Source organism: Streptomyces sp. NPDC006384 (genome assembly GCF_042870695.1).
In the GTDB taxonomy this organism is placed as follows: Bacteria; Actinomycetota; Actinomycetes; order Streptomycetales; family Streptomycetaceae; genus Streptomyces.
The window spans coordinates 65,231-91,082 of the sequence record NZ_JBIAHR010000019.1; the positions used below are offsets into that span (position 1 = coordinate 65,231).

General features: G+C 68.0%; 19 protein-coding genes and 1 pseudogene (1 of these 20 only partly in view). 8 read left to right on the forward strand and 12 right to left on the reverse strand.

The window, feature by feature from the left end:
• The 3 genes from ACFYOJ_RS24650 to ACFYOJ_RS24660 all read right to left on the reverse strand — a co-directional run.
• A protein-coding gene (locus ACFYOJ_RS24650; RefSeq protein ID WP_356558225.1) for a hypothetical protein crosses the window boundary here: on the reverse strand, positions 1-6,347 show its start. It extends 25,927 nt beyond the left edge of the window; the window shows 6,347 of its 32,274 coding nt (coding positions 1-6,347); its start codon is at positions 6,345-6,347; its stop codon lies beyond the left edge, outside the window.
• Positions 6,348-6,372: 25 nt separating this feature from the next.
• A complete protein-coding gene (locus ACFYOJ_RS24655) occupies positions 6,373-6,870 on the reverse strand; it encodes a hypothetical protein (protein ID WP_356558224.1) in 498 nt (165 codons plus the stop codon).
• A 156-nt stretch (positions 6,871-7,026) separates the two neighbouring features.
• A complete protein-coding gene (locus ACFYOJ_RS24660; protein WP_356558223.1) occupies positions 7,027-8,304 on the reverse strand; it encodes an MFS transporter in 1,278 nt (425 codons plus the stop codon).
• Positions 8,305-9,623: 1,319 nt separating this feature from the next.
• Between ACFYOJ_RS24660 and ACFYOJ_RS24665 the strand changes: the two genes are divergently transcribed.
• Positions 9,624-10,412: a helix-turn-helix domain-containing protein gene (locus ACFYOJ_RS24665; protein ID WP_356558222.1), complete on the forward strand. Its 789-nt coding sequence runs from the start codon at positions 9,624-9,626 to the stop codon at positions 10,410-10,412.
• A gap of 66 nt (positions 10,413-10,478) precedes the next feature.
• Here the strand turns inward: ACFYOJ_RS24665 and ACFYOJ_RS24670 are convergent, their stop codons facing one another.
• Entirely contained in the window at positions 10,479-11,465 is a 987-nt protein-coding gene (locus ACFYOJ_RS24670) for a helix-turn-helix domain-containing protein (protein ID WP_356558221.1), read from the reverse strand.
• Between the two features lie 649 nt (positions 11,466-12,114).
• Here ACFYOJ_RS24670 and ACFYOJ_RS24675 point away from each other — a divergent pair.
• From ACFYOJ_RS24675 to ACFYOJ_RS24695, 5 genes are all read left to right on the forward strand, one after another.
• Positions 12,115-12,885, forward strand: coding sequence for a helix-turn-helix transcriptional regulator (locus tag ACFYOJ_RS24675; RefSeq protein ID WP_356558220.1), 771 nt, complete (start codon positions 12,115-12,117; stop codon positions 12,883-12,885).
• A 186-nt stretch (positions 12,886-13,071) separates the two neighbouring features.
• Positions 13,072-13,611 carry a ParH-like protein gene (locus ACFYOJ_RS24680; protein ID WP_356558219.1) on the forward strand — a complete coding sequence of 180 codons (540 nt, stop codon included), beginning with the start codon at positions 13,072-13,074 and terminating at the stop codon, positions 13,609-13,611.
• Positions 13,612-14,937, forward strand: a complete 1,326-nt coding sequence (locus ACFYOJ_RS24685; protein ID WP_356558218.1) for an MAB_1171c family putative transporter — start codon at positions 13,612-13,614, stop codon at positions 14,935-14,937.
• Positions 14,934-16,139, forward strand: coding sequence for a cytochrome P450 (locus ACFYOJ_RS24690; RefSeq protein WP_356558217.1), 1,206 nt, complete (start codon positions 14,934-14,936; stop codon positions 16,137-16,139). The genes ACFYOJ_RS24685 and ACFYOJ_RS24690 overlap by 4 nt, the downstream gene beginning before the upstream one ends.
• Positions 16,140-16,314: 175 nt before the next feature.
• Complete coding sequence (locus tag ACFYOJ_RS24695) at positions 16,315-17,298, forward strand: ATP-dependent DNA ligase (RefSeq protein ID WP_356558216.1); 984 nt, start codon at positions 16,315-16,317, stop codon at positions 17,296-17,298.
• An 11-nt stretch (positions 17,299-17,309) separates the two neighbouring features.
• Here the strand turns inward: ACFYOJ_RS24695 and ACFYOJ_RS24700 are convergent, their stop codons facing one another.
• The 5 genes from ACFYOJ_RS24700 to ACFYOJ_RS24720 form a co-directional block, all read right to left on the reverse strand.
• Positions 17,310-17,543, reverse strand: coding sequence for a hypothetical protein (locus ACFYOJ_RS24700; RefSeq protein ID WP_388597858.1), 234 nt, complete (start codon positions 17,541-17,543; stop codon positions 17,310-17,312).
• A gap of 77 nt (positions 17,544-17,620) precedes the next feature.
• Positions 17,621-18,541 carry a hypothetical protein gene (locus ACFYOJ_RS24705; RefSeq protein WP_356559280.1) on the reverse strand — a complete coding sequence of 307 codons (921 nt, stop codon included), beginning with the start codon at positions 18,539-18,541 and terminating at the stop codon, positions 17,621-17,623.
• Between the two features lie 103 nt (positions 18,542-18,644).
• Positions 18,645-20,120, reverse strand: coding sequence for a hypothetical protein (locus tag ACFYOJ_RS24710; protein WP_356559282.1), 1,476 nt, complete (start codon positions 20,118-20,120; stop codon positions 18,645-18,647).
• Between the two features lie 114 nt (positions 20,121-20,234).
• Positions 20,235-20,561 carry a WhiB family transcriptional regulator gene (locus tag ACFYOJ_RS24715; RefSeq protein ID WP_356559284.1) on the reverse strand — a complete coding sequence of 109 codons (327 nt, stop codon included), beginning with the start codon at positions 20,559-20,561 and terminating at the stop codon, positions 20,235-20,237.
• A gap of 160 nt (positions 20,562-20,721) precedes the next feature.
• A complete protein-coding gene (locus tag ACFYOJ_RS24720; protein WP_356559286.1) occupies positions 20,722-21,729 on the reverse strand; it encodes a hypothetical protein in 1,008 nt (335 codons plus the stop codon).
• A 361-nt stretch (positions 21,730-22,090) separates the two neighbouring features.
• Between ACFYOJ_RS24720 and lexA the strand changes: the two genes are divergently transcribed.
• Entirely contained in the window at positions 22,091-22,795 is a 705-nt protein-coding gene (gene lexA, locus ACFYOJ_RS24725) for a transcriptional repressor LexA (protein ID WP_356559288.1), read from the forward strand.
• A gap of 83 nt (positions 22,796-22,878) precedes the next feature.
• A complete protein-coding gene (locus ACFYOJ_RS24730) occupies positions 22,879-23,187 on the forward strand; it encodes a hypothetical protein (protein ID WP_356559290.1) in 309 nt (102 codons plus the stop codon).
• A 502-nt stretch (positions 23,188-23,689) separates the two neighbouring features.
• Here ACFYOJ_RS24730 and ACFYOJ_RS24735 read toward each other — a convergent pair.
• The 3 genes and pseudogenes from ACFYOJ_RS24735 to ACFYOJ_RS24745 all read right to left on the reverse strand — a co-directional run bounded on the left by ACFYOJ_RS24735 (position 23,690) and on the right by ACFYOJ_RS24745 (position 25,755).
• Positions 23,690-24,697 carry a hypothetical protein gene (locus ACFYOJ_RS24735; RefSeq protein ID WP_388597862.1) on the reverse strand — a complete coding sequence of 336 codons (1,008 nt, stop codon included), beginning with the start codon at positions 24,695-24,697 and terminating at the stop codon, positions 23,690-23,692.
• A gap of 18 nt (positions 24,698-24,715) precedes the next feature.
• Positions 24,716-25,030 (reverse strand): annotated as a pseudogene (locus ACFYOJ_RS24740) (hypothetical protein); the annotation flags it as partial.
• 179 nt (positions 25,031-25,209) lie between these two features.
• Entirely contained in the window at positions 25,210-25,755 is a 546-nt protein-coding gene (locus ACFYOJ_RS24745) for a hypothetical protein (RefSeq protein ID WP_356557424.1), read from the reverse strand.
• Between the last annotated feature and the right edge of the window lie 97 nt (positions 25,756-25,852).

Sequence of the window (25,852 nt, forward strand, 5' to 3'; positions counted from 1 at the left end):
TCGGCCCGAAGGCCGGTAAGGGCGTCGAAGGCGTCAGGGTGTACGGCGAGCCATGCAGCGGTCTCGCGGCGGAAGTCTGTGTGACTGGCCAGGTGAGCGGCACGCCGCAGATTGGCGTCGTCAGCGAGTCGGTGCGCGATGTCGTGTGTGGCTTGGCGGGCAGCCTGGAGTTGCTGCACCTGGCCGGGTGCGAGTTCGATCTCAAGCTGGGTCCACGTATGTGATGTAGGGGTCAGAGCGCGGATGCGGGGGTTGTCGGCGTCGTGGCGCCTGACGCGGCCGCCGTTCTCTTTGAGGGCGAGGAGGGCGTAGTGCAGTTCGGCGCCGGTCAGCGCCTGTGTGTCGGTGACTCCGGTCAGGAGATAGACGCGATGGATCTTGTCGGTGTCGCCTCCCCAGGGGTTGCCGCGCATCGGCTCCGGCAGGCCGGCCAGAGGGCTGGGGCGGCTGTCGTTCCAGCGCTCGTGAAGGCTCTCGTCGCTCATCAGGCGGCCGAGGCGTTCCAGGTGGGTCTGCGCCTCGTCGAGGATGTGCTCGGCAAGTGCCGCAGTTCCAGGATCCGGGTGCCCGGCAACGGCACGCGCGAGGCGGGCGAGTTCCTGGAAGTAGGTGGCGCGCGCGGCGACCTGCTCGAGGGTCGGGCCGCGGTCGCGGAGGTCGTAGCGCTCGGTTGTGAGCGTAGTGAGTGACGTTGTCCAGGCGTGAAGGGCCTGCTCCTCCGTAGTGCCCGGGTGCGGGGCTGCAAGCTTCCACTGGGCGTAGCGGATCAGAACGGCGTCTTCGCCGAGGTAGGTGTCGGCGAGGCTGTCGTACGGCAGCGCCCGTGCGGGCACATCCGGCTGCGGCGTGAGGGTGGTGCGGGTGCCGCGGGATCCGGTGATGGTCCAGCTACCGTCGGCACCGCGCTCGGCGATGAGCTGGGCGGCGCGCATCGTCGCGGCTTGATGTGCCCATTGGGGGGAGTACTGGGCGAAGTTCTGCACTTCCTTGCTGACGGCGGCGCTGGCTTCCTCGTAGCCCCGGTCCAGAAGGGCCGCGATCTCCCGGCCTGTGCTCTGGCCGATGTGCTGGCCGCCGCGCGAGAGCTTGTAAACAAGGTTGGCGCCGAGTTCGGCAAGAGCGGGTGGCCTGGGCAGGTCGGGGACGATGTTGTCGTCTTCGCTGGGGATGTCGAGCTCGTCCTCCTCGGCGCGATGGTCGGGCTCGCCGGTCCTTGGTCCCCCTCCCCCGCCAGTGCGGGTGCTGCCCCGGCTGGTGGAAGTCTCCTGCTCGTCCTCATCAGCAAGCAGGGAGTCGACCAGGTCCTGCATCTCCTGGTCGGTCGCTTCCTTGGTGTCCCTGGGATCGTCGTCGCGGTCGGGGGTGTTCGCGGCGGCCTCAGCGGCGATCAGGTCGGCCAAGCGCGCCTGCTCGGCGCGGGCGGAGGTCAGCGCCTCTGCCTGGTCAAAGGGCAGGTCTACCAGTCGGTGGGCGCGCTCGACACTCGTCTTACGTCCGGCCAGCTCGTCATGCGCGGCCTGCAACGCGCCATCGAGCGTGCCCAGCATCTTGGTCAGCCGTGCGTTCCAGGTTCCGGTCGGCGCGGGGTGTTCCTTCGTGCCGAGGGTCACAAGAACCTCTTCGCCGGGAACGCCCTCCATGGTGAACACCGCGGTGCCGGCTTCGGGAAGCATGCTGACGCTGAGGGGCACCCCGTCGAGGGTGGCGATGTTGCGGCGCTCCAGGCCGCCGGCGTCAAGCAGGAGATCACGCAGCTGTGTCGCGGTGGCGGGTGCCTTCGTGTCACTGAGACGCAGACCTCGCAGGGTGCTGTTGTCCCGACGGTTGAGCAGGTCGTTCACGTGGTCGACGCTGCGCTGGCCAGCGGCGATGACCTGATCGGCGTTGGCGATGATGCTGCGCTGGTGCTCGCGGGTCCGCCGCCACCGGGACTCGGCGGCCTCCAGACGGCGGACCTTCTTGTCGATGCGGTGCTTGTCGAGGAGCATCTGCTGGCCGGCTGCCATCGCCTTGAGCTCGGCGATGTCGAAGGTGCTCTTGTTGAGGTCGAGCTCCATCTCGTCGATCTGATTCATGTCGATGTGGCCGGTTTTGTACTGGGCGATGAAGCGGGCCTTGCGCTCGCAGTGCTGCAGACGCAGCGCCATCGCCGACATGTCCTTGACGTACTGGTGGATCTGGATGACGCGGTGCTGGTTGCCGGGACGCCAGACGCGCCACTGCTCTTGTTCGATCTCGTCCGGGCGCCATCCGAAGGTGACCTGGTGCGCGGCGATGGCCCGGTCGGGTGCGTCGACTGCGACACCGGCGGTACCGCTGGAGCCGATCAGGACGCGGATCTCACCGGTGCGGAACTTTTCGAGGAGTGCTTCCTTCTTTGCCGCGTTGTCGCCGGCGTCCTGCATGTAGGCGATCTTCTCTGCCGGCATGCCTCCGGCGATGAGGCGATCGCGCATGTAGTCGTAGGCGGTCCACTTGCCCTTGCGGCGGTTGTCGGCGTTGCTGACGCCGAGGCTGCAGAAGATGAACTGGCCGGCCCCGGGGTTGGGGTGGAGAGGTGAATCCGGGTCACTGCTGTCGGTGCGGTAGCGGCGGTCCTTGTAGGCATGGTCGATGCGCAGGACGTTGTCGACGACCGCGTCCAGGACTGTGGGACCATCGGCTTCCTCACCGACCAACTTGGGGTGAATGGCGTGCATCACCGCGTCGCTGATGATGCTCGGCATGATGTCGCCCTCGTCGGGCTCGCCTGCCTCGAAGCGCTCAATGCGACCGAGCCAGTTGGTGCTCATCCATTCGGATTCGCCCTCAGTACGCGGTATGACGTGGATCTGCGGTTTGCCGCCAGCGATGACCGGGCGGCCCTTGATCTTCACGTCGTGCTGGGTCCGTACGTCGGCCATGACGTGGTGCAGGCGCACGTAGGTGTTGAGGTTCGTTTCTCGGAAGGCTCCGGGGCGTTCCTTGAAGCGGATCTCGCGATTGGGTGCGATCTCGGGTTCCAGAGTCGTTTCGATGAACGCGCCGCGGAAGCTGTCGAGGTCGTTGATGGCGGCTTGAGGAAGCAGGTCGGGCTTGAAGAGGTCGAAGAGTCGGTACGACTGGGCGAGGTTGTTGCGGATCGGGGTGCCGGACGCACCGATGATGACGGCGGTCTCGGGGTGGGCCCGTCGTACGGCCCATGCCTTCATCTCGAGGTCGTAGGCGCGGGCAGCGGGAGCAAGACCGAGTTCGCGCAGGCGCGTGGGGTAGGCAATGCCGAGGAAGTTCTGCACTTCGTCGATGAAGAGCCCGTCGATGCCAATGCGTTCGAAGGGCAGGCCCACGTCGCGATGGATGAGGGCGTTCTTGCGGAGCTGCTCCACGAGCTTGGTCAGCAGGGTGCGCAGCCGCTTGACCGTGCGGGCACTGGGGCGATCGTCGGTGATGTCGCCCATGCCGGCCAGAGCGAGGTCGTCCCCGAGGATCTCGGCGACGAGGGGGTCGCGCAGGTCGTCGAGCAGTTCCTGCTCAAGGACGTCGCGCTCGGGGCTGCGGCCGCGGCTCTGCAGTTCGACAAAGGCCCTCAGGCGGGCGGAGGCCGCTTCCAGGTAGAGCTGCTGGGACTCGGCTGAAAGCGGGATCCGCTCGAAGACCGTGTACGGGACGATGACCGCGTCGAAGCTGCCGTTGGCGATCTTTCCGATGAACGCTTGGCGGCGCGCCCGGGTCTCGGCTGCGCCGCCTTGGCTGTTGAAGTCCTCTTGCGAGCAGACGAGGATCTTGGCGTCCTTGTACGCCCAACGTGCTGCCCGCTCCCACTGTCCCAGGGCATTGTTGGGCACGACGATCATGGGTTTGCGCGACAAGCCGAGCTGCTTGCGCTTCATGACGGTCATGAGGATCGACAGCGTCTTGCCGAAGCCGCCGTCGTGCTCCATGAGGTAGGACTCGACCAGGCCGCGGGCGACGGCGTCTTTCTGGTAGTCGCGGGGCGTGACCTCAGGGTTGAGGCCGGGGAAGGTCAGGTGGGCGCCGCTGGGCCGGTAGGTGACGTGCGAGCGGTAGTACCAGTTGTAGAGGCGAACGAGTTCCTCGCCGCGGGCGGGTTCTTCCCACATGTAGTCGGCGAAGAGCCTGTTGATCTCATCGGCGCGGGCCTGGACGTCCTCGGTCGCCGATGCGCTGGGAGTCTTGCCGTCACCGGTTTTGGTGGGGGTTTCCTCTTCGTCCTTGGTGGGGGGAACGAGGAGGCTGGCGCGTCGCAGCATCCGTTCGACGATGGTGATGGCGTCCCACCGCGGCGTGCCGTAGGTTTCGCGGTTGGTGCTGAGCTTGCGGGCATCGGAGGATGCCTCGATGCGCCAGTCCCCACCGACGGCCCGGCTGACGTAGATCTCCCGGTGGCCGACGAGGGTGCGCAGGAAGCCTTCAACCCATTCGGGCCGCAGCATGGGGTCGCCGAGTTCGACGTCGATGTCGCCGGCTTCGGCATCGGAGGGGACGGCCGCCTTGAGGGCTTCGATGTTCGCCCGGAAACGGTCGTCGCCTGCGTCCCGGTTCGCGCTCTCGGCGATGTGGAGCTTTCCGCGAACGTGACCGGACAGGTAGCGGTCAGCCGGGATGAGGTCGCCGGTCTTCGGGTCGTCGAAGGCAAGGGTTCCGAGCTGGGTCCGGGCCTGGTCTGCGGGGATGTCGAGGAGTTCGGCGATGTAGGCGAGGTCGGCGGTGCCGCGCTGGTTCAGGCTGATGGCCAGGGCTTCGGCCGGTGTGCTTGCGCGGGTGGGTGTGTCGCTGAGCCGCTCCTCGTGCTCGAAGATATTGCTCTTGCTGGCGGTGCCCTTCTTGCGGTCGTAGACCTCCAGCGCCATGACGGCTGGTCCGAGCGGGTCGAGCCGGAAGTGCCAGCGGGCGCTGCGCGGCTTCATTGCCCGGTTGAGCGGGCCGTGGTAAGCGACGTAGTGGTCGTAGGCGTCGTTGAGCTGCGCCCTGGCCGCTTCCAGTGCCTCGGGTTGCGCTTCGTCGGTGGCCTGGAGATCAACGAGCGTGCGGTACTGGTCGCGCAGTGCGAGGAGGTCCTGGAGTTCGGCGCGCTCGGCCGGATCGTGCTCGAAGGGCACTATTTGTCCGCCGCGCAGTGTCAGGAAGGCGTCGTTCTCCTGGATGATGGAGCCCTCGTGGGCGCTGAGGTCGGCGCCGAACCGCTCGATGGCCTGCTGGATCCGCTCGGCTTCGGCATCCACGGCGGCCCGCTGAGCTGGGTCGGCGGGCTGGTAGGTCAGCTGGGACGCCTGGGCCTGTTCGATGATGCGCTGGGCAGCCTCAGTGACCTTTCGGGGTGTGTGGGCGAGGTCATCGGGGATGACACTGAGTTCAGGGCCGTACTGGCCCGAGACCATCGCGTGGGTGCCCAGGACTTGCTCGGGATGCCGGGCGAAGTAGCTGCTGATCCTGGCGCTGCCGCCCTCCAGGGGCACGATCTGTGTCGGAACGGGGTCCCAGCCGGCCGTTTCCGTGCCCGGTTCCCGGACGCGGAGGAAGAGGATGTCGCCGACGGCCTGGGTCCCCGCGCTGCCGGCGAAGGCCCCGGCGGGCAGCCGGATGGCGCCGAGGAAGTCGGCGCGCCTGACCATCTCGCGGCGGGCTTCGTCCTTGAGGCTGTCGAGAGTCCACCGCGAGGTGATGACGGCGATGATGCCGCCGGGACGGACGTGGGCGAGCAGCCAGTTCAGAGCGTGGTTATGGATCGACAGGCCGAGGGGGTTGAGGGCCGGGTCGGTCAGTGTGTAGTCGCCGAAGGGCAGGTTGCCGAGCGCGCCGTCGGCGTAGTCGCGGGGCAGCCGGACGTCCACGAAGGAGGAGGGGTGGACGGTCGATTGCGGGTTCAGGAGCTGGGCGATGCGCGCGCTGGTCGGTTCGAGTTCGATGCCGACCATTCCGGGGGACAGGAAGGTGCCGGTGCCACAGCCGAGTTCGAGGAGGCGGGCGTCATTGGGTACGCCGAGGGCGTTGGCCGCGGCGCGTATCGCGTCGGCGATCGCCGGGTCGGTGAAGTGGGCGTTGGGGGTCGAGGCGGCCGCGGAGTCGTACTCGTCTGCGCTGAGCAGCTTGCGCAGTTCAGTGCGGACTCCTTGGTGCTCGGGCTTGGCTTCGTTGAAGACCTCCGAGACGCCGGTCGCGCCCCAGGAGGTGTATCCCGCAAGGACCTGCTGCTGTTTCTCAGTCAGCGGCTGATCGTCGGGGAGCTGAGAGAGGAGGCGCAGCGCGTCCAGGTTGCGGGCGATGCGTAGATGCGCCGGGACCGGCTGCTGGAGGGGGCGGTGTGGGGTGCCCTGGGGCTGGTCGTCGAGGACGGAGTTGGTAGGCAACCCTGCGCTCCTTTCCAGGGTGTCGTCAGAGGGCGCGGCCGAGGACGCGGAGTTCGTCCAGTGAGGTGCCGAGCGCGGCAAGAAGTTCCGGCATGAGCTGGAGGGCCTGGAGGAGTTCGGTGTCGCTGGTCTCGCTGATGGTGCGGTCGCCGTCGAGAAGGGTGCGGATGGTTTCCTGCTGCTGCGCGAGGCGGGTGTCGAAGTCGGTCAGGCGTGCCTGGTGTGCGGTGGGCTCGGCGTGGGGCTGCGCGGTGTCCGCTTCGGGGGGCATCTGGACCAAGGCCTGCATCACGGTGTGCTCGGCTTCCCGGCGCAGGAGTTGGAGGAGGCCGGCTCGCTTGGAGTGGTCGGTGATGTCCGGGGTGAGGTGAATCTCAATGAGGGCGTCCCAGACGGTGATGACGCGGTCCTGTACGTCCTCGCCGAGCTGTTGGTAGAAGGTGTCGGGGTCGGCGAAATTGGCGTGGGTGTGCGGGAGCCAGCGGCGCCAGTAGGCCTGGGCTTCGAGTGCGTAGTTGCTCACGGCTGTGGCTCCTCTGGGCTGCGTGGTGATGTGAGGGTGTCAGGGTTCGTCATCTGATTCCCGGGTGCTTCCCGTGGGGCGGGAGGAACGCGGTTTTTTCTTCTGAGTGGGTCGCCAGGCGGGAAGGGCGCCTGGCTGCGCAGTTGTGGGGGTGGGTCACACGGGTTCGGGGGTGCGGGCTTGGTTCTTGTCCCGTGCTGACGTGAGCACTGGGGCTGAGAGTTTCGGTGCCGGTGCGGGGTGGTCGGCCTGGGCGGGATGCTGGTGCCAGTACCGCGCAAGCTGTCGGCCGCCGAGAACGATGACCAGGCCCATGGTGATGCCGCAGACGGCGAATACGGCGGGTAGGACGGTCAGCGGGACGACGGCCACGACCAGTCCGGCCAGAGGGTAGGGGAGCAGGCCGATGACCCACAGCACGCTGACCGTGGCGCCGAGGGCGTGTCCGGGGATGACGAGCGTTCTCATCGTGCGCAAGACGACGTTGGCCGCGCACTCCCCCGCCACGATGGCGGTAGCGGCTACCGCGAAGGCGGCGAAGGTCCCGACCGTAGCGGCCATAACGGAGGCAGCGGCGAGGAGGAGACCGCTGGGGATGAGTAGCGGGGCCATCCCCCAGCGGTCGATTCCTCGGCGGGTGACGGATGTCGCCAGGAGGGTTACCACCGCTGCCGCGGTCCACATAGTGCCCAGGTCGGTCTCGGCCTTCTGGTACTGGTGAAGGGCGACGCCGGGCGCGGCGGCGAGCAGCAGGGCGACCAGGATCTGGACAGCGCCCATGACGACCGCGATCCAGGCGACGACGGGTGTGCGCAGCATGCGCCACCCCACGGCCATCGACTTCAGCGGGCTCTGCGGTGGCTTCTCCGCGTCGAGCTGGGGACGCCCGACCGTGAGCAGGGGCGCACCGCACGTGGTGGCCAAGGAGAGGAATGCGACCGCCACGAGAGCGGCAACTGGGTGCTGGGCGACGAGAGCGGCGGCGCAGAGGGGGCCTATGAGCAGAGCCGCTTGGTCGATCTGCATCTGGCGTGCCTGAACGCGGTGGACATCATGGCCGGGTTGCACCTGAGTACCGATGACCTCGCAGGACAGGAAGGAGAACTCGGCAAGGACTCCCCCGACTGCCCCGAAGACGATTACGGTCCACCACTGCTGCGGGTACAGCAGGAGGAGCCCCACGGCCCCCAGGGTAAGAACGGCCCGAAGCAGTGAGGCGATAAGGAGGACGATGCGTCCTCCGATGCGGTCGACCAGCGCGCCGGCCACGGGGAGGATCGCGATGCGGGGCAGCCACTCGGCGATAAATGCGATGCCGGAGTGGCTCACGCTGCCGGTGATGGCGAGAACGATCAAGGGCAGCGCGTACTGGGCGATGGCGGTGCCGAGCGCGTCAGTGGCGCGGAGCAGGTTGGTGCGGTGGAGTTCACGCATGGTGTGACGCGTACGGCCGGGACGGGCGCACGCTCGTCCCTTTCTGTGGACGGGAGGGTTGCAGATGCCGGGAGGGGTGGTGGGGCAGCTGGCGTCAGCCGCTTCAGCGTTTGCGGGCCTCTCGGGACGTGGGACGTGCGGGTTCAGCTGCGGTGCTAGGCGGAGGCGGCGTGCCAGTCGCGGCCTGCGTGGTGACGGCGGCTCTCGTGGGCCTGAGGGTGTCTCCAAACGCGGACGTGTAGAACCATCGGCCGGCGCTCATGTGGGTTTGCCTCCTGGGGTCAGCGGCCCGCGGCGGGGCTGGGCGGATTCACCGTCTTCAGCACGTGAGCTGCAGGCAACCGTGTGCGGGGCAATCTGTGCTGGCTTCCCGCCTGGCGAGCAGAGAGTTTCTCTGTGTCTCGCTGGGCGGGACAGCGCGTCGACGAGTGTGCGCCGAGATGAGTGTCAAGGCTGCCAATAGTTGATCTTGAAGATCCCCGCGGCCGGACTCGCCGCCCGCCCGCCTGCGGTCGCCGCTGACCATCGAGGACCATGGGCAGGGATTTCCGACTCGGGCGCCGAGGCCGCGAGTGAGTGGGCGAGACTGGCCCCCGCCCGGCGGCCGGGTCCGTGTCCGGCCCACGCTGCCGCCGGGCATCCACCACTCCCAGATGTGGACTTAACCGCTGGTCGCGGGTTCTCCTGGAGACACACCCCGTCCGCATCGCTGACGGGGGGCACCGTGTACGACACGCTCCGCGTCGCAGTGGACCCGACCGGGCCCGGTGGCTGCCGGATGACTGTGGTCGGGGATCTCGACGTGGTCAGCGCCTGCTGGCGGAGTTGGTCCTCACATCCACCCCGAGAAAGGGGCACAGGGGCAGGGGCGGCGAGCCCACCCCCACGTGGCGGTGCAGGAAACGACGTGGTTGGGTGTGCTGGCCGACGGTGAGCGGCAAGGATGGTCCCAGGACGGGAAGCGCATGGGGGCGTATCCCGCCCACCGGGCCCGGTGCGTATTCGCTGAGGCAGGTGGCGCCTGCTCGCTTCCCTTCTGGCGGGAAGCTGAGACGAAGTTGACCGCCAGGCGGTAACCTCCGTGGCGAATCTTCGAGCAGCGACAGGTGCCGTCCGTTGCGCTCCGTGTCCACACAGAGGGCACCTCCCGCCGTTGACGTGCAGGAATGAACAACCAGTCAGCCGACGTTGGCAGTTCTTCGAGATAGTCGACTACTAAGCGTGTCCGGAAATTTGACCTCCGGTGCCCATTTCTTCTAGATCCACGGTCGAGATGCGACAACGATGGAGGGCACACAGCGAGCCGCTCGCATATGCAGGTGGCCGTGTTCTCGGGGAGGCTGACAGTGAAGGAAGCGGTCGATCGCGCGACAGGTGCCTCGGCTCACGCGAAGGTGTTCCGAGTTCTCACCGCCCTGGAGGAACTCGGACCCGGCGCTCACGAGTTGCGGCGGATCACATCTAAGTCAGGCCTTCCCCGCTCCACCGTCCAGCGCATCCTCGCCTGCGGAGTTGAGGAAGGGCAGATCGAACTTCGCGGCCAGGGTCTGTACAGCATCACCCCGCACAGTGGGGCGCTTCGGGGTCTGAGGCTGCCGCAGGTTGCTTCCCAGGGCGCCGATCCCGACCTGACCCAGCTGCAGCGGCAAACCGCGCAGGTTGTCCTGCTGTTCGTTACCGTTCCGCTGGCACGCCGCCTGTGGGTGGACACTGTCTACGGGCGGCGCTACGACTTCGTGGAGGCCCTGACCTCCGAGGACAGCGCGGCGCTCGAGCTCTCTGCCCTGTCGGCCGACGCTGCTGGACTGGTGATCAGCGCGCACAGCGAGGACGAGACGGTCAGCAGCCGCTTCCGGGAGATCCAGGAACTGGGGACGTGCTTCACCCGGTCCCCGCTGCCGGGCTGGTCAATGATCGCTGCCCCGGTGTACGGGAGGGCGGGCCATGTCGAAGGGGCGCTGGCCCTGCTCGGCCAGCACCCCAGGATGTTTTCGGAGAAGACCCGTTTCTCCTACGAAGTGCTGCGTACAGCTGCCCGGGTCAGCCGACGCTCGGAGAACGCACTACGGCCCGTTCGCTCGTCATCGCAGCTTGCGCCGGTCGCCTGAGCAAAGAACGGCCGGGGGAGCTGCAACCCGACACGATCCACGCCCCGAAGCGAGTAGCCGCCCCGGTCACCAACCGTGGTGGGAGTGCTGGCGGACCGCTCTGATGTCATGGGACTCGGTGTCGGCCGCACCGCCGCGAGCGATGACCGACATGGTCACAGCGCGGAAGCCATGGTCCCGCGCGTGGGAAGGAATGGCAGTGGTCAGCAGGACGGACGCGTAGCCCTCCACCCCCACGAGGATCTCTCGCACGACTCCATCCTCATCATCTGGGTACTCAGTCGGCTGCGCCAGGAGGTCAGGGACCTTGCGCAGATATGCCTCCTCAAAGCCCGGGTGGCGTGCAACCTCCTCACGGATGCGTCGCAGCTGCGGATCGGCCTGATTGTTCTGGAAGGCCAGAGCGAACTGCGAGAGAGTCGGCAGCATCCAGGAGTCACGCCAGTTCCCCAGCATGTGCGGAGCGTCCGGGTGGAACAGCGTCCATCGCAGGGTGTTCACCGTCGGATGGTTGAGTGGGTGCGGCGACACGGTTTCGAACAGACGGAAGTACGCATCGTTGGCGGCGATCACGTTCCATGCGCCGTCAGTAAGGCAAGCCGGGTCGCTCTGGCGGTGGATGTGAACGTTCGCCCACCGCTCAGTCAGTTCCAGCAGGCGGGCATTGCCCGAGAGCGCACCAGGCAGGGGTACCAAGTGACCGGTCAGTCGGTAGAGCTGCCGGCGACCGACCTCGTCGAGGCGCAGAGCCCGAGCGAGATCGTCCAGGCGATTCTGCGGAATCGCCTGCCGCGCGCTCTCCCAGACCCTGTACTGGCGGTCGCTCATGTTCAGTTCGAGCGCAGTCTCCTCCTGCCCCATGCCGCGCGCGTCCCGCGCATTCACCAAGAACGCGGTAAGGCCGGGAGCCAGCGGCAGCTCGTTCTGTTCTTCCCGGCGCTCGTCGGAGCTGCGGGGCGTGCACCGGCCGGCTGCGGAGCGCATCATCGGGACGCGCACAGCCGATGCTGCGCGCGGTGATTGGCTTTTGGTGAGAACTGAACTTGAAGACATGCTTCCCCCTGTGCTGGTGCCGCATCACGGCGGCGTGGCGACTCGGCGCAACGTGTGCGTCAAGCGCCGATGTCGGCGGCTGCTCCGTCCACGTGGTCATGGCGGGACCGTGATGCACCGGGGTACTCAGAGCAACCGCGCGCCCGTCGGAGATTGCTACATCTCCAACGGCCGTCAATGGCCGGATGACCATGGCGGCTTTCGTTCCTGAGCCAGATGCCCCGGTGCTCCTGGGCCTCGGCTGGCAGTGAAGTGGACCGAGCAACTCCGTAGGCGAAGCTGCGAAAGCCGCATCGGCTGATGGCTGGCGGGGCGGCTGCCCCGGCAGCCGTGCTACGGCACTCCCCCGCGGTCCCGGAGCCAGTCTGACCGTGAGCCTTCTGGCTCTGTCGACTACTCCAACCGCTTGGGTAGCTCCGTGCCACCTGTATCGCGTCCTTCGGTCCTCACTGGGCTAGAGGGCCACCCGCCGCACGGGGGCACCTCATCAAGTCCATTGGATGGGGCGAGTTTGACCTTATGCGGACCCATCCCAAGCTTGTCAAGTACGTTAGATGGCGAAGGGCGTTGGTGATCCGACGTCTAACCAAGTAGATTTGTGTGGGGCACAACGGCTGCTGTCCCTGGCAAGGAGTAGTGATCCAACGAGATGGGTGACGCACCCACCAGCCGCAGCTCACTTGCTGAGCGGCTAACTTGGCTGTTCGAGACTCGGCATCCGGACGGCGAGGGTCCCAAAACTTATGAAGCGGTCGCGGAGCGCAGCAAGGAGCTTGCGTCGGGCGAGGTGACGGGTGTCAGTCATCAGACTGTCCTGAACATCGCATCCGGCGCGGTCCGCAACCCGGGCATGAACACGATCCTGTCACTGGCCCGAGTCTTCCGGGTCCGCCCCAGTTACCTCATGGGCGAGACGGACGAGTTGAAGGTCGTACCCCTCCCCGGCGAGCCGGACGAGCCGGCCTCTGATCACGGCGTCCAGAGCCCGGGGCGGGCCTCCGACACACAAGTGTCGGTGGAGCACGTGGCGCGGCAACTCGACCGGCTCTTCATCTCAGTCGTCCCCAGAGGCCGCGGGCCTTTCAGCGAGGCGGAGGTGGCAGACGCCCTGACGAAGGGCGGCTGCCCCGTCACGGCATCCGAGATCGCGGCACTGCGGACCGGCCAGGGCACGGCCGTTCCCTCGCGCGATCTCTTGGAGGCACTCGCCAAGTTCTTCATGATGCCTGTTGCATACTTCGAGGACGCGGCCGTCGGCAAGGTCTCTGAAGAGGATCTGAAGGTCTTGGACGCGCTCAGAAGCGTCGGAGCCCGCGAGATCGCGATGCGTGCCATGGCCGAGCTGCCCGAAGAAGCATGCCAGGCTCTCGTTCCGATGATCGAGCACCTGAGCCGGGCCGGCCGACGGCAGCGGATGTAACGCCGAAGGGCTGGGCGGTTACCTCAAACCGCCTGCCCTCTTCCAGCCATCACGGCTGATATAGGCTCTCCTGTCTCGTGTTTCCCAGCGCGCTGACGGCAAGAGCCACCGCAGCCGGAAGACAACGGGGACGACATGGAATTTGTGCGCTGGCAGTGGTCGGCTACGCGCCCGGGGGGAGCGGGGATGGACGACAAGGCACTTCTGCGTTACTGCGCTGAGGTGGTCGAACAAGTCGAGATCCCCGCACCGTACGACGCGAACGCCATGGTCGACGCGCTCGAGCGGATCCGGCAGCGCGAGATCTCGCTGGTGCCGATGGCCATGCCGACACGGCCCGGCAGTCCGTGCGGGCTGTGGATCGCCACTGACGACGTGGACTACATCCTGTACCAGGCGAACACCAGCAAAGCTCACAGTGCCCACATCGTGCGGCACGAAGGCGGTCACATGCTGCTCGGACACACCTCGACGCCGGCCCACCAGGACGAGGTGGCGCAGCTCCTGATGCCCAGTCTCAACCCAGCTCTCGTACGTACGGTCCTGGGGCGCACGATCTATACGAGCGAAGAAGAGCGGGCCGCGGAGATGGTGGCCTCGGTGCTGTCCATCAACGCCAGCAAGGGCGCCAATCAGGCAGCCCGCCGCCGAGACCTCTCCCCCGCCGAGTCAAACTTGGTAAGCCATCTGGAGCGCTCCCTGGAGCGCAACGCCCGGAGGATATAGGTGCTCCACAACGTCGTCTACGGCATCTTGGCTGTCATCACATGGAGCGCCTTCGTCTACAAGGCCAAGGATCTGCGCAAGGACTGGCGCAACCCTGAGTTGCAGCTGCTCTGTCTGGCCATCGCCTCCTTCGCCACCCCGTTCGTCCTGGCCGCGCCCTGGCTCTACGTCCGGCTCGACGCCTGGTTGGGCTACCCGAATTTGATGACCCTCCCGGTCTATGTGTCTGTCGCCACGTGCCTCACTTCGTTTCTGGCCTTGCTCGTCAGCTGGTCCTCCGCCCAGTCGAAGGTGCGCCTGCGGCACAGGCTCCTCGTCGGCTACGCGGTCCTATCGGTCATCGCCATGATCGTCCTGTTCCTGAAGGGCGACGTCAGCGATGGTGAGCACCCCGTCGACTTCGACGCCTACTACGCCCACACGCCGTACATCTCAGAGTTCCTGCTCGTATATGCCCTGCTCTTTGCTGTCAGCATGTCGGGGCTACTGCGCCTGTGCTGGCAGTACGCCAAGGCCGTGGACAAGCCTTGGCTGCGTCGAGGCCTGCGGGTGGTTGCAGTAGGAGCGGGGTTCGGCCTCGGCTACGCGGTGCCGAAAATGATCTCGCTGTTGTGGGACTCCGGGCTCACCGATGTGCTCAACAGCTACGTGGCTCCCATGTCCGCCAGCATCGCCGCCGCTCTGTTCGCTGTGGGGTTCACGATGCCGGCTTGGGGCGTTGGGCTGGACCGAGCCCGCCAGTTCAAGGCCGACGCCTATGCCTATCGCACGCTCTATCCGCTGTGGAGTGCTGTGGCAGAAGCGTTTCCGCAGTCGGTGCTCATCAAGCCCCCAGCGCCGCGTACCAGGCACTGGAGCCTGCGCAATCTGCATTGCCTCTTCGGGCGTCTGGTCATCGAGGTCCGCGACGGTTGCCTCGCCCTGAGACGGCACGATGATCCCGAAGTGGCGCATACATCCAGTGATCTCAAGCTGCTTGTCAGCCGCCAGATCACCGAGATCCGTGACGGGCAGCTCCTCCTTCTCCCTTACTACCAGTCGCAGGTCGCAGCTGAGGCTCGCGCCCGTGCACAGGCCGCAGGGCTCAAGACCGACGACGAGCTGGCCGTTGTGGAGGCGGCTCAGATCGCGGCCGCACTGCAGGCATTTACCTCCGGCCGTCCGCGCCCAGCACAGGCCCCAGAAACACCGATGGATCCGGCAGACGGGGACATCGAAGCAGAACAGGCATGGCTCATGCGGGTAGCGTCGGCATACCTCTCCTCCCCGATCGTCAAGGACTTCCGATCTTCTGACGGCCGCTCCGCGGACCCTGCTGCGGCATGAGCGTCGCCAGTCTGTTCAGCGACGCCCTGATGTCGAGCCCCCACGAGGAGTTCCGCCGGCTACGCGCCGCCGCAGCGGTACACGAAGACCGGACCCCGGACGGCGAGCCAGTGTGGGTGATCACCCGCTACGCCGAAGCCCGCGACGCGCTGGCGGACCAGCGGCTGTCGCTGAACAAGGCAAACGCACGTACTAGCGGCCAGTACCAGTCCTCCATGCCGCCGGAGCTTGACGCCCACCTCCTCAACATGGACGCCCCGGACCACACGCGACTGCGGCGACTGGTCTCGAAGGCCTTCACACCACGTCGGGTCGACGGGCTGCGCTTCCGCATCCAGCAGCGCGTGGATGAGCTTCTCGACGCGTGTCCTCGGCCTGCTTTCGACCTCATGTCGGCACTGGCCGAACCGCTTCCCATGACGGTGATCTGCGACCTTCTCGGAATCCCTGCCGAAGATCGGCGTGACTTTCGTGCTTGGACCAGTTCCCTCATGTCCCCGCGTCCGGGCGCAGCCGCTGAGTCACGGGCCGCCATGCGGGACATGTATGAATTCCTCCTTGGCATTCTGGCGCACAAGCGGCTCCATCCCACAGACGATCTGCTGTCCGACCTACTGGCTTCCCACGACGAGCACGACCGGCTCACTGAAGCGGAACTCGTTTCGTTGAGCTTCCTTCTCCTGTTCGCCGGCTACGACAACGCCGTCCACCTCATCGGCAATGCGGTCCTCGGACTCCTACTGCAGCCGGAACACTGGAAGGCTTTGGGGTGCGGGGGCCTCCCTCCCCGCCTCGTCATCGAGGAAACACTGCGCTGGAACCCACCCTTCCCGCTGGCAGTACGGCGCTTCGCCCTGCAGGACCTCGCGATCGATGGAGTCTCCATACCTGCGGGAGGACGAATCTGGGTGGCTCTGATCTCTGCAAATCGAGATGAGGCACAGTTTGAGTCGCCAGACGAATTCAACCCATACCGGACCGCAGCACATCTCAGCTTCGGCCACGGCGCCCACTACTGCCTTGGCGCTCCCCTGGCACGTCTTGAAGCGGAGATCGCCCTCACCACGCTCGTGCGCCGCCGTCCCGACCTGGCCCTCGCCGCACATCCGGACGAGCTCAGGTGGTGGCCGTCATTTCACAAGCGGGGGCTACAGGAGCTTCCCGCCCGCTGGTCATGCTCGCCACGCCGGCAGCGTCGCTAAGGAAACGAGGGGCCAGGAGGACGCCGTCGGGCTGGAGACCGCTCCACGATGACCTACGACCGGCTCAACCGGCCGCTGTCGGCGCAAACCGTGGGCGGCGCGAGGGCGTCTGCGCGACTCGGGACCGTCCGATCCGTGTGGTGAGAGGGCGGCTGGTTGGTGGAAGGCATCCGCCATGCCGTGGACGCTGCCGGAGCCGATGCTGACCACTGCCGTGCCCCAGCCTGATCTACCACCGGGCTTCGCGGGCGAGCCCAAGTGGGACGGGTTCCGCGCGCTGGTCTCCGTCGATGCGGGTCGGGTGGTGCTGCGCTCGCGGCGGGGCAGCGACATGGGCCCGGCGTTCCCGGAGATCGTGGCCGGGACCGTGCAGCTGCCGGGTCGGACCGCGCTCGACGGTGAGCTGGTCGTGTGGGACGCCGCAGGGCGGCTCGCGTTCGAGCGACTGCAGAACCGACTCACCCGGCGTGGCGCGGGAGCAGCGCGGGCGGCGGGCGAGTGGCCAGCGCACTTCGTGGCGTTCGATGTGCTGCGGCAGTCCGGGACGGATACGACCGGGTGGCCGTACCGGCGGCGTAGGGCGGCGTTGGAGTCGTTGTTCGCTGAACGCGGGTTGTCGGCGCCGTGGGCGCTGTGCCCGTCGACCACCGACCCGGACACCGTGCGCGAGTGGCTGACCTGGGGATCGGTCGGCCTGGAGGGCGTGGTCTTCAAACGGCTCGATGACGTCTACCGGCCCGCCGCCCGGGGCGGCTGGCTCAAGTACAAGGTGAGGGAGACGACAGAGGCGATTGTCGGCGGGGTCGCCGGCTCGCTGGCCGGTCCCCGCACGCTGCTGCTCGGCCGGTACGACAGCACCGACAACCTGCAGTACGTCGGCCGCACCACCACTCTGGCCCGGATTGCGGGCGCCGCGGTCGCCGGGCTGCTCACCGAGGCGGCGGCCGGTCATCCGTGGACGGGCTGGTTGTTCTCCGCAGGATGGGGCAGTCGCGAGACGCTGCACGTGACGCTCGTGGAGCCCGAGCTGGTGGTGGAGGTCGGCGTCGACGTCGCGCGGGACGCCTCCGGCCGGTGGCGCCACCCCGCACGCTGGCATCGTGCTCGCCCCGACCTGACCCCCAGCGATGTTTCCCGCCTGAGCCCGTCGCCGCTCTGACGCGGCCGGTGCTACGAGGCGCGGGGGAAGGCCGCGGCGGGGCCGATGATGTAGGGGCCGAACTTGTCCCGGACGCGGTCGACCGCCTGCTCCGCGACGAGCCGGGCCTCGCGGCCGATATCAAGGCTGATCTGCTCGGCGACCTGGTCCGCGTCGATCAGGTCCTCGCCCCGCAGGGTGATGCCGGTCAGGCGGCCGCGCTGGAGTCCTGCGGCGTCCATGAGCTGGTAGGCGAGTATGCGCAAGTCCTCCTCGTGCGCGGAGGACTCGGCCAGGCGGCGGGTCTTGCGAGGGCTTGCTGATGGCGCCGTCTGTCGTCGCGTCAGCCGGCCGGGCCGGCCAGCCACAACATGGGGGCGCGGCCGGTGTCCTGGGCCTTGGCAGGCGGCCAGTCGGCCGTGGGCTCGGTCCCGGCCAAGACGGCTGCGTCGAACGTCGTGGGGCGATCGGAGGCCAGCCAGTCGGCTGCCGCCACCCAGAAGGCGTTCTTCTTGGCGATCATCCTGGCTGCATCGTCGACGGCGCTGCCCGGCGAGATATCGGGGAGCGTCTCGGTGCCGAGGACGGTGTCGACGCCGGCCTGGAATGACAGCACGGTTCGGCGGGCGGCCTCGGTCACGGTGCCGCCTTCAAGGTGCAAGGGTTGAACAGGGATACGGTCGAGGGAGGCAGTGGGGGCGGTATCCGGGGCGATGCGCAGTTCGGCGCGCTGCTCGATTTCGTTCCACTCGAGGTGGAGGAAGGCGCCCAAGGCTCCGTTGGGTGCCTCAGAGACGACATAGAGGCCATGCAGGGGCCAGCGCTGAGGGATGTCCGAGGGCATCCGGTCGCCCGCCTCCCGCAGCTCGAGAATTGTGCGGTCGTGGATGTTGACCATGTGTCGTCCGGCAGATCGCCATGCTCCGATCGCCTGCAGCCTGGCTGCGTCGCCGGCCGCCATGACGGCGAGTCCTTGGCGGATCGCGCCGGAAGCTCGGGTGGTGCGGTGGGCGTAGTGGTCGGCAAGAACCTGCTGGACCTGGGCCACTGGCAGCCAGCACCAAGTCGGGATGGTGTCGCCGGCGGCGTCGCGCTCCTGCTCCAGGCGGTCGAAGACGCCGGGGAACTGTCGTTCGGCCTGCCGCTCCAGCTTCTCCAGCCGTGACGCTGCGGCCCGGTACATCCTGGGCACCCACCGGAACATCTCGGCCCACTCGCCGTCTCGGCGCTTGGTGAAGCTCTTGGCGTAGGTGTCGCGATCCATCACTGCCCTCGTGCTCGGTGTGGGACGGAGTCAGAACGGCTCCGCTCCGCCACTGTGCCGTACGCCACTGACACCGGAGGTACCTTCCCGCCAGTTCGCGCCGTCAGTCGGAGGTCGGGTACTCAGCTCGCAGGTCGGCGATCAGCTGGGCGCGCTGCTCGGTCAGCGGCATCCGCCGGGCGATGAAGCGGCCGAAGTTGTTCGCGGACCAGTTGTCGCCGTCGGCCCCGTTGTAGCGAAGGAACCAGGCAGTGCCTGACTGCTCGTCGACGTGTAGCTCGTCGTCGGGCCAGTGCTGGTGCAGGGAGCGTCGGGCACCGAAGTCGATCAGGACGGTGCCGGTTAGATCGACCGTGTCGGGGATGTCGCTGTCGTCGGGGTGCTCGAACAGATGGCGGCGTCGCTCGGCCAGGGCGGCTCGGCGGCGCGCGGTGTCCTCCTCGGCCAGGATGTCCGCGGCCTCCTCGGCGGTGGCCGGACGTACGAGGATCCGGAAGAACCAGCCGTCGTCTCCGATGAGGCAGCTGGGGTTGTTCCCGTCCTCGTCGCGGCAGTACTCGGGAGTCCGTTCCCGCACGGTCGCGACGATGGCGCTGACCTCTCCCGTACGCAGGCGTCGGAAGCCCGGCGCGTCCGTGGGGAACGGTCGGTCGTGGTCGTAGACGGTGCTGCGCAGCACGGTGCCGGGTGCGGCCCAGCGGTCGGGGCGGGGGTGGAAGCGGCCGGGCTCGCCGCGGGTGATCTCCCACAGCTCCTCGTTGGACGGGCAGGTGCCCTCGGGATGCCGGACCTGCCAGACCGGGCCGTGGCGTTCCAGGAGTCCGGCGCCCGCGGGGACCAGGTTCCCGCAGAGCCGGCAGTCCTGTTCGCGCGCGTTCGCGCGCGGCGTCGGCGGTGGCGGGGCGAGGCGTTCCTCGGGAGGAGGGCAGTCCTGGGCGTGGCGTGCCTTGAGCAGGGGCTTGCCGTACGCGCCGAGGGCGGGTACGGCCGTGTACAGCACGCCCTGACCGGCTTCGAGCCAGCCGCCGCACAGACCGCAGACCTGGGCGTAGTCGTTGGTGCGCGGGGGCGGTGGCGGGCACTGACCAGGACGGTGGCGCGGGTCCATGTAACCGCGGTGGTTGCGTTCGAGGATGCCCGCGCGGGCCGGAAGCGGCTGGTGGCACTGTGAGCAGGTGCCGTCGCGGTCGTTGACGCGCGGCGCAGCCGCGGTGATCTGGCGCGCCGCTGCTTTCTGCGGTGGGTGCTGGCTGATCAGGCGCCGCAGCGTACCCCGCACCGAGGTTCCGAAGGCGTTCGACGACCCGAGCGTGGAGTCCCGCTCCTCCTTGATCGTGCCGTCCTTCTTGACCCGCCAGATCCGGACCCTCTTCCTGGCGCCCCCGGGCAGCGGGTCGCACAGGACAACCAGCGTCCCCACCGGCAGCTGGTACATGGCACCGGCCTCCAGCCAGTCCCCTTCGCAACTCATCGCACCCGGCTGGGACTCGTCCAGGCCCGTCAGCCGCTTGCGCCAGGGTTTGACCGCTCCCTCGTCCGGCGCGGGGATCTCGACGGCGCACTCCGGCGCGTTGCTCATGGTCTTGCTCCTGACCGTGACAGAGCCGTTGAAGTCTCATCGCCAGCATCGCGCACAGCACTGACAACGCGGCCGCCCCGGCGGTGACCCTCCTCTCGGGGCGGCTGCGGACGGTCATCCGGTGGCGTCCCAAGCCTGGTCTTCGTCGGTACTGGTGAGCCGCTGGTGTTCCGATCGGGCGGCTTCGAGCAGGCGGCGCCATGACGTGACCAACGGGCGCCTCCGTAGCAGAGCCCGCCGTTCCCGCTCGGTCATCCCGCCCCAGATGCCGTGCTCGATGCGGTGATCGAGCGCATGAGCCAGGCACTCGGTGCGCACCGGACAGCCCGTGCACACGGCCTTGGCCTTGTTCTGTGCCGCGCCCTCGACGAACAGCTCGTCTGGGTCAGCGGTGCGGCAGGCCGCTCTCTGACCCCAGATCTCCTGGTCATCCCCGACCACCCCGATGCCGTCCTCTCCCCGGTCCGGCAGTCTGCCCTCCCCCGGGCAGATGCAGTCCCGAAACGGTACGGCACGAACACGGGGAGTTGGAGATCGCCGAGTGACGGCAATCCGTTCGGGTGATGGGGACTTGACGGCGGTCTCGGTGGGGTGTGGCGTCTTAGCCGGTGGCCGAGCAGCCGGGCATCGCCGGGAGCGGGGCCTCGCCCGTCACGGCGCTGATCCGCCGCCGGATCGCGGCGAACATCTCGGCCCGCTCGGGCTTGACCGGGTAGTCGAAACGGTCGTAGCGCAGCTGGAGGGTGGCGGTGTCGTCCGGGGACTTCAGGAGGACCAGGCCGAAGCTCCCACCGGGTGTCAGGTCCCGGTGTCCGCGCAGTTCCAGCGGCAGACCGTGCTCAGGGTCGGTGAGGGCCTGGACCAACTCGGCACGGCGCAGGCCGGTATCGGCGTCATGGTCCAGCTGCAAAATCCACCACTCCCCCAGCCGGGCCTCGTGGCCGGTGACGACCTGGGGCACGGCGACGGTGTGCAGGAGGCCGAGGCGGCGCAGCAGCCCACTGGGGAGCCAGGCCGCGTCACGCCAGGTGGATTCGTAGGGCAGCGGCTGGCGCTCGTCTTCCCACCGGCGTTCATGGGCGGTCCAGGTGTCGCCGGCGAGCCAACTGGCCTCGCCTCCGTGGTCGCGGATGCGCTCGGCGAGAGTGGCTTCGGCCTTCTGGAAGGCGCGGCGGGAAGGGCCGGTGAGCCGGATGCTGGTCGGCTGCCCGAGGCGGCGGAGCTCGATGCCGCGGTCGCTACGTGCCATGATCCGGCACCCATTGAGCCCGTGGATCTCGCCGTCACCGCTGCCTACGAGCACGCGTCCGGGCAGCACGCCGGCCAGGAGGCTGTCGAGGCTCGCGTTGCTCTCCAGATGGAGCCTGATGCCCTCCGTGGTGGGCTGCACGTACTGGATACCGAAGGGGAATTCGGAGAAGTTCCGCTGCGAGCTGAGGACCCAGTAGAACAACTCGGATTCGAGCAGGAGCTGCTCATGGTGGACGGGGGCCGGGATGAGGGGGGCGTTCCGGGGAAGGCCGGCGACGACCTCACAGGCGAGTTGGTGGGGAGCACCGGTGTACAGCGCGTACGTCCGGGCGCGGCTGCTGGTCTTGGTGGTCGGCATGGCAAGCACCTTTCACTCCACTCCGTCGGCCCGCGGAGCGTGAGGAACAGGCACTGGTGTGCGGCATCGCGTGTGGGTGAGTTGGGTCGGGCCGGAGCCGAGCTTCTTCACCTCCGCCTTGAACCAGTGGGCCGAGGTTCGCGCAGGAGCAGCAGGCCGATGCCGCGGCGACACTATAGCGGCGAGGTGGAGGCATGGCGGCGCGCCGCGCCGGGCCCTTCGTGCAGTCCTCGGTTGTGGTGTCGGCCGGACGCGGAACGGGCTCCCCTCCTTGATCACGAGATGAAGGTCGAATACCTGTGCCGATTTCCGGAATCCCGGTTTACGGTGCGAGTCTGTACGAGCACCGAGGGGGGACATCATGGAGGCCATCGCATCGTCCCGGTTCGTCGGACGCCCGCCGGGCATCGTGACCCGAGAAAACGGACTGACCGACCGGCAGCACCGGATCGTCGACGCCATCCGGTCCAGCATCCGGGAGCGTGGCTACCCGCCGTCGATGCGGGAACTCGGGCAAGCCGCCGGGCTCGCCAGCACCTCGTCCGTCGCGCATCAGATCGGCGCCCTAGTGAAGAAGGGTGTCCTGAGGCAGGACCCAAAGCGCCCTCGTGCCTACGTTCCCACCACATCCGTCGGCCCCGAGGCCGACCTCGCCGTGCCCCAGGACCTGGGCGATGCCGCGTCCGACGCCTCGGTGGTGCCCACCCCGCTTGTCGGGCGTATCGCCGCCGGCGTTCCCATCACAGCCGAGAAGCAGGTCGAGGACGTGCTCGCGCTGCCGAAGCAGCTCGTCGGCAACGGGCGGATGTTCGCGCTCACGGTCTGCGGTGATTCGATGATCGAGGCGCACATCATGGACGGCGACACGGTCGCCGTCAGGGTGCAGCCGGACGCCGAGAACGGCGAGATCGTCGCGGCCATGATCGATGGCGAGGCGACGGTGAAGCGTCTCAAGCGGGATGGCTCGACGGTATGGCTCATGCCGGAAAACGAGGCTTACGAGCCGATCCGTGGCGATGCGGCCTCCATCCTCGGCAAGGTCGTGGCGGTCATGCGCCGCCTGTGAGCACACGTGTTGGGGATTTCGGCGGGTCAGCGAGCGGCCGGCTGCTGTGGTTGACTCCTGCTCTCACTGAAATGGGGGAATGCATGAGCGATGAGGCTGACGTGACGTGGGAAGAGATCACGGCCAGCTGGCGGCTGGACGAGCTGGTCGAGGGCCATATGCAGCCCACCACGGGCGAAGACGTTCTGACGCTGATGACGATCGGAGCGCTGCGTCCTCGGCAGCCGCTGAATGAGGCCGCGCGGCGAAGGGCCCTCGACGCCATGTTGGCGCGTGAGGGCGGCGCGGAGGCTGCGGAGGACCACACTTCACGAGATCCGGCCCGGATCGAGCAGACTCTCCAGGCCACGCTGCAGGCCTTCGAGAAGGCCCGGCAGCAACGCGCGGAGTGACCAGGCCCAGGCGCCCAGCCGCAGAACCGCCACGAGGCGCGAACAAGGGTGCCTTCGAGTCGAGCACCATCGTTGACGCTGGCATGAGCGTTCGAAACCTCCTCGATACCGCCTTCGCGCGGCCGGCTGCCCATGACACACGTGAGGGAGGCTTCACCTTCACTGCTCTGACCTCGAGCCCTTGGAAGGAGTTCCTTCTCGGTCCCGGTACCGGGCCGGGCAGATCAGGGTCTTGGGACGAACACCTGGCGGTGCTGTGGAAGCGGGTGGTCGAAGAATGCGGCGAGGCACAGCGACTCGCGGATCCGAGCTGACGTCGCAAGTCGCTTGGTCTTGATGGCAGCCCGGCCAGCAGGCCGTACGGAGAGCTCACCGCGGCCAATCAGAGGACCCTCTTGTATGCCGGGCGGTCGATGTCGGTCCGGGAAATCACCACGGCCCCTGGGACGACCCCCAGCGATGTTTCCCGCCTGAGCCCGTCGCCGCTCTGACGCGGCCGGTGCTACGAGGCGCGGGGGAAGGCCGCGGCGGGGCCGATGATGTCGGGGCCGAACTTGTCCCGGACGCGGTCGACCGCCTGCTCCGCGACGAGCCGGGCCTCGCGGCCGATATCAAGGCTGATCTGCTCGGCGACCTGGTCCGCGTCGATCAGGTCCTCGCCCCGCAGGGTGATGCCGGTCAGGCGGCCGCGCTGGAGTCCTGCGGCGTCCATGAGCTGGTAGGCGAGTATGCGCAAGTCCTCCTCGTGCGCGGAGGACTCGGCCAGGCGGCGGGTCTTCTCCCACTGGCCGCCTCCGGCGAAGGCGAGCTGGAGGGTGAGGGCGCGGGCGGCCTGGCCGCGGCGACGCAGCAGCAGACCGAGGTCGACGACGAGGATGAGGAGGGCGGCGCGGACGTCGGCGCCGTCCAGGACATGCCGCTCGAAGCGGTGCCGGACGCTGGCGGAGGCGGGGAGGGCGCGAGGGACGACGGGCCGTAGGTCAATGCCGCGGGCGCGGTCGGAGGCCATGCGGCCAGCGCGGCCGCCCAGCAGCCGCTGCACCGTCGCCCGGGACACTGCGGCGAGCAGCCCGACCGAGTGGATGCCGTAGTCGTGCAGCACGGCCGCCTGGACGGGGCCGATGCCGTGCAGGGCCTCCACCGGCAGCCCGCTTAGCCAGTCCACGGACTGGTCGGGCGCGACGGCGATGACCCCGCCGGGCTCGCTGATCTGGGCGGAGGCTGTGGCAGCGACGGTGATCGACGGGCCGACACCAATGCGGACATCGACGCCGAGGCGGGAGAGCGCGCGCACCCGCAGCATCTCCCCCAGGTGGCGGGCGTCCGTGCCGTGGTAGCGCAAGGCCCCTTTCAGCTCGACCAGGGCCGCGGTGGGCGGCAGGGCCTGCACCACCGGGGAGAGACCGGCGAGCAGCTCCAGCAGGTGCCGGTAAGTCTCCTCCGGCAACCGATCTGGGCCTCGCACGTGCATCACCGTCGCCACCTGCCGCACCTGATCCCTGCTGGTCATTGCCGTCACCTCCCACCCTCACCGTACTCGAACTAAAATCGAACACGCGAGAGCGCGACAAGCGCGACCGAGTGCTGGTGTGGGGTGGTCGAGGAGCGGGGCGTAGGGCCGGGTGCCCCAGCCGGGGGCGCCGGGGGGACAGACCAGCACCCAGCACGCGGTCCTCACTGGCCCCGACCTCGCCGCCAACCACCTCGCCGCCGCGCCTCCACGCCGCCGTCGGTCGGGCCGGGTGGGGCTGAGGATGAGCAGAGTCGGCTGGTGGCCCATTTCGTCGAGGCGCCACAGAACCGTGGTCGGTGGCGTGTCCGGTGGGAGGCGGGGGAAGGCGGCTTCGACGGCGGCGCAGCGCCGCTGTCGGAGTGAACACCTGCTGGCTCCCGCGGTTCTGCCTTACTGGATCCTGCGCGCTCTCACGGCCAAGGCGTTACGCGAGGCAGTGCTCGAGGTCAAGCAGCGACCGATCGGTAACCAGTCGGACCGTTCGGATACCCGGCAACGGACCCGCACTGTCAGCGGCGACGATGAACGGCGGACGCCGGTGAGAGAGGAAGGCCTACGTCCATCAGCACTCCGTCCGGGACGCCGTGCCGCATCCACGCCTCGGTCGTTGCTGACACCAGGCCCTCCGCCGCGAACAGCACCGACCACGTCCCGTTGTCGTCCATGAACGACTGGGCGGCTTCCGGCTGGAGGGGAAGACCGATGTAAGCCAGGCCGACTGGGTCCCAAGTGCGGTCGATCACCCTGGCATCTGTCCGGGAACACCATGCATGCGGAGTCCGCGCGGCGAAGAGATCGTCGGCGAACCCTTCCACGTAGGCGACCTCATGAGGGCGTTGCTTGAGAGCCCAGGTCACAGAGTCTCGGTAGCACTTCCCAGGCTCCCCTGGCGCTACGTCGGACGGCAAGGGGTGGGGGGTGAACCATCGTCCGTGCGCCAGCAGCAATGCATCAAGGTTCGCGTACTGCCAGCCCTCACGTACCGCCTCGCGCCTGGGGAGCAGCCACCCCAAGTCGAATTGCTTCTTGTGAAAGTGCTCTTGCTGCATGGGCATGCCTGGAGCCTACTGACTCACTGTTCGTCGCGGACCAACTCGGTCAGCGATGACGGGAGGTGAGGCGCGCAGTCCGGGCACTGACCTTGCGCCTCAC

Coding starts and splice junctions, on each gene's coding strand:
- ACFYOJ_RS24730 (WP_356559290.1), top strand. CDS start 22,879: ATGAGCGATGAGGCTGACGTGACGTGGGAAGAGATCACGGCCAGCTGG.
- ACFYOJ_RS24710 (WP_356559282.1), bottom strand. CDS start 20,120: ATGAGCAACGCGCCGGAGTGCGCCGTCGAGATCCCCGCGCCGGACGAG.
- ACFYOJ_RS24690 (WP_356558217.1), top strand. CDS start 14,934: ATGAGCGTCGCCAGTCTGTTCAGCGACGCCCTGATGTCGAGCCCCCAC.
- ACFYOJ_RS24670 (WP_356558221.1), bottom strand. CDS start 11,465: ATGTCTTCAAGTTCAGTTCTCACCAAAAGCCAATCACCGCGCGCAGCA.
- ACFYOJ_RS24735 (WP_388597862.1), bottom strand. CDS start 24,697: ATGACCAGCAGGGATCAGGTGCGGCAGGTGGCGACGGTGATGCACGTG.
- ACFYOJ_RS24745 (WP_356557424.1), bottom strand. CDS start 25,755: ATGCCCATGCAGCAAGAGCACTTTCACAAGAAGCAATTCGACTTGGGG.
- ACFYOJ_RS24660 (WP_356558223.1), bottom strand. CDS start 8,304: ATGCGTGAACTCCACCGCACCAACCTGCTCCGCGCCACTGACGCGCTC.
- lexA (WP_356559288.1), top strand. CDS start 22,091: ATGGAGGCCATCGCATCGTCCCGGTTCGTCGGACGCCCGCCGGGCATC.
- ACFYOJ_RS24695 (WP_356558216.1), top strand. CDS start 16,315: ATGCCGTGGACGCTGCCGGAGCCGATGCTGACCACTGCCGTGCCCCAG.
- ACFYOJ_RS24720 (WP_356559286.1), bottom strand. CDS start 21,729: ATGCCGACCACCAAGACCAGCAGCCGCGCCCGGACGTACGCGCTGTAC.
- ACFYOJ_RS24705 (WP_356559280.1), bottom strand. CDS start 18,541: ATGGATCGCGACACCTACGCCAAGAGCTTCACCAAGCGCCGAGACGGC.
- ACFYOJ_RS24675 (WP_356558220.1), top strand. CDS start 12,115: ATGGGTGACGCACCCACCAGCCGCAGCTCACTTGCTGAGCGGCTAACT.
- ACFYOJ_RS24680 (WP_356558219.1), top strand. CDS start 13,072: ATGGACGACAAGGCACTTCTGCGTTACTGCGCTGAGGTGGTCGAACAA.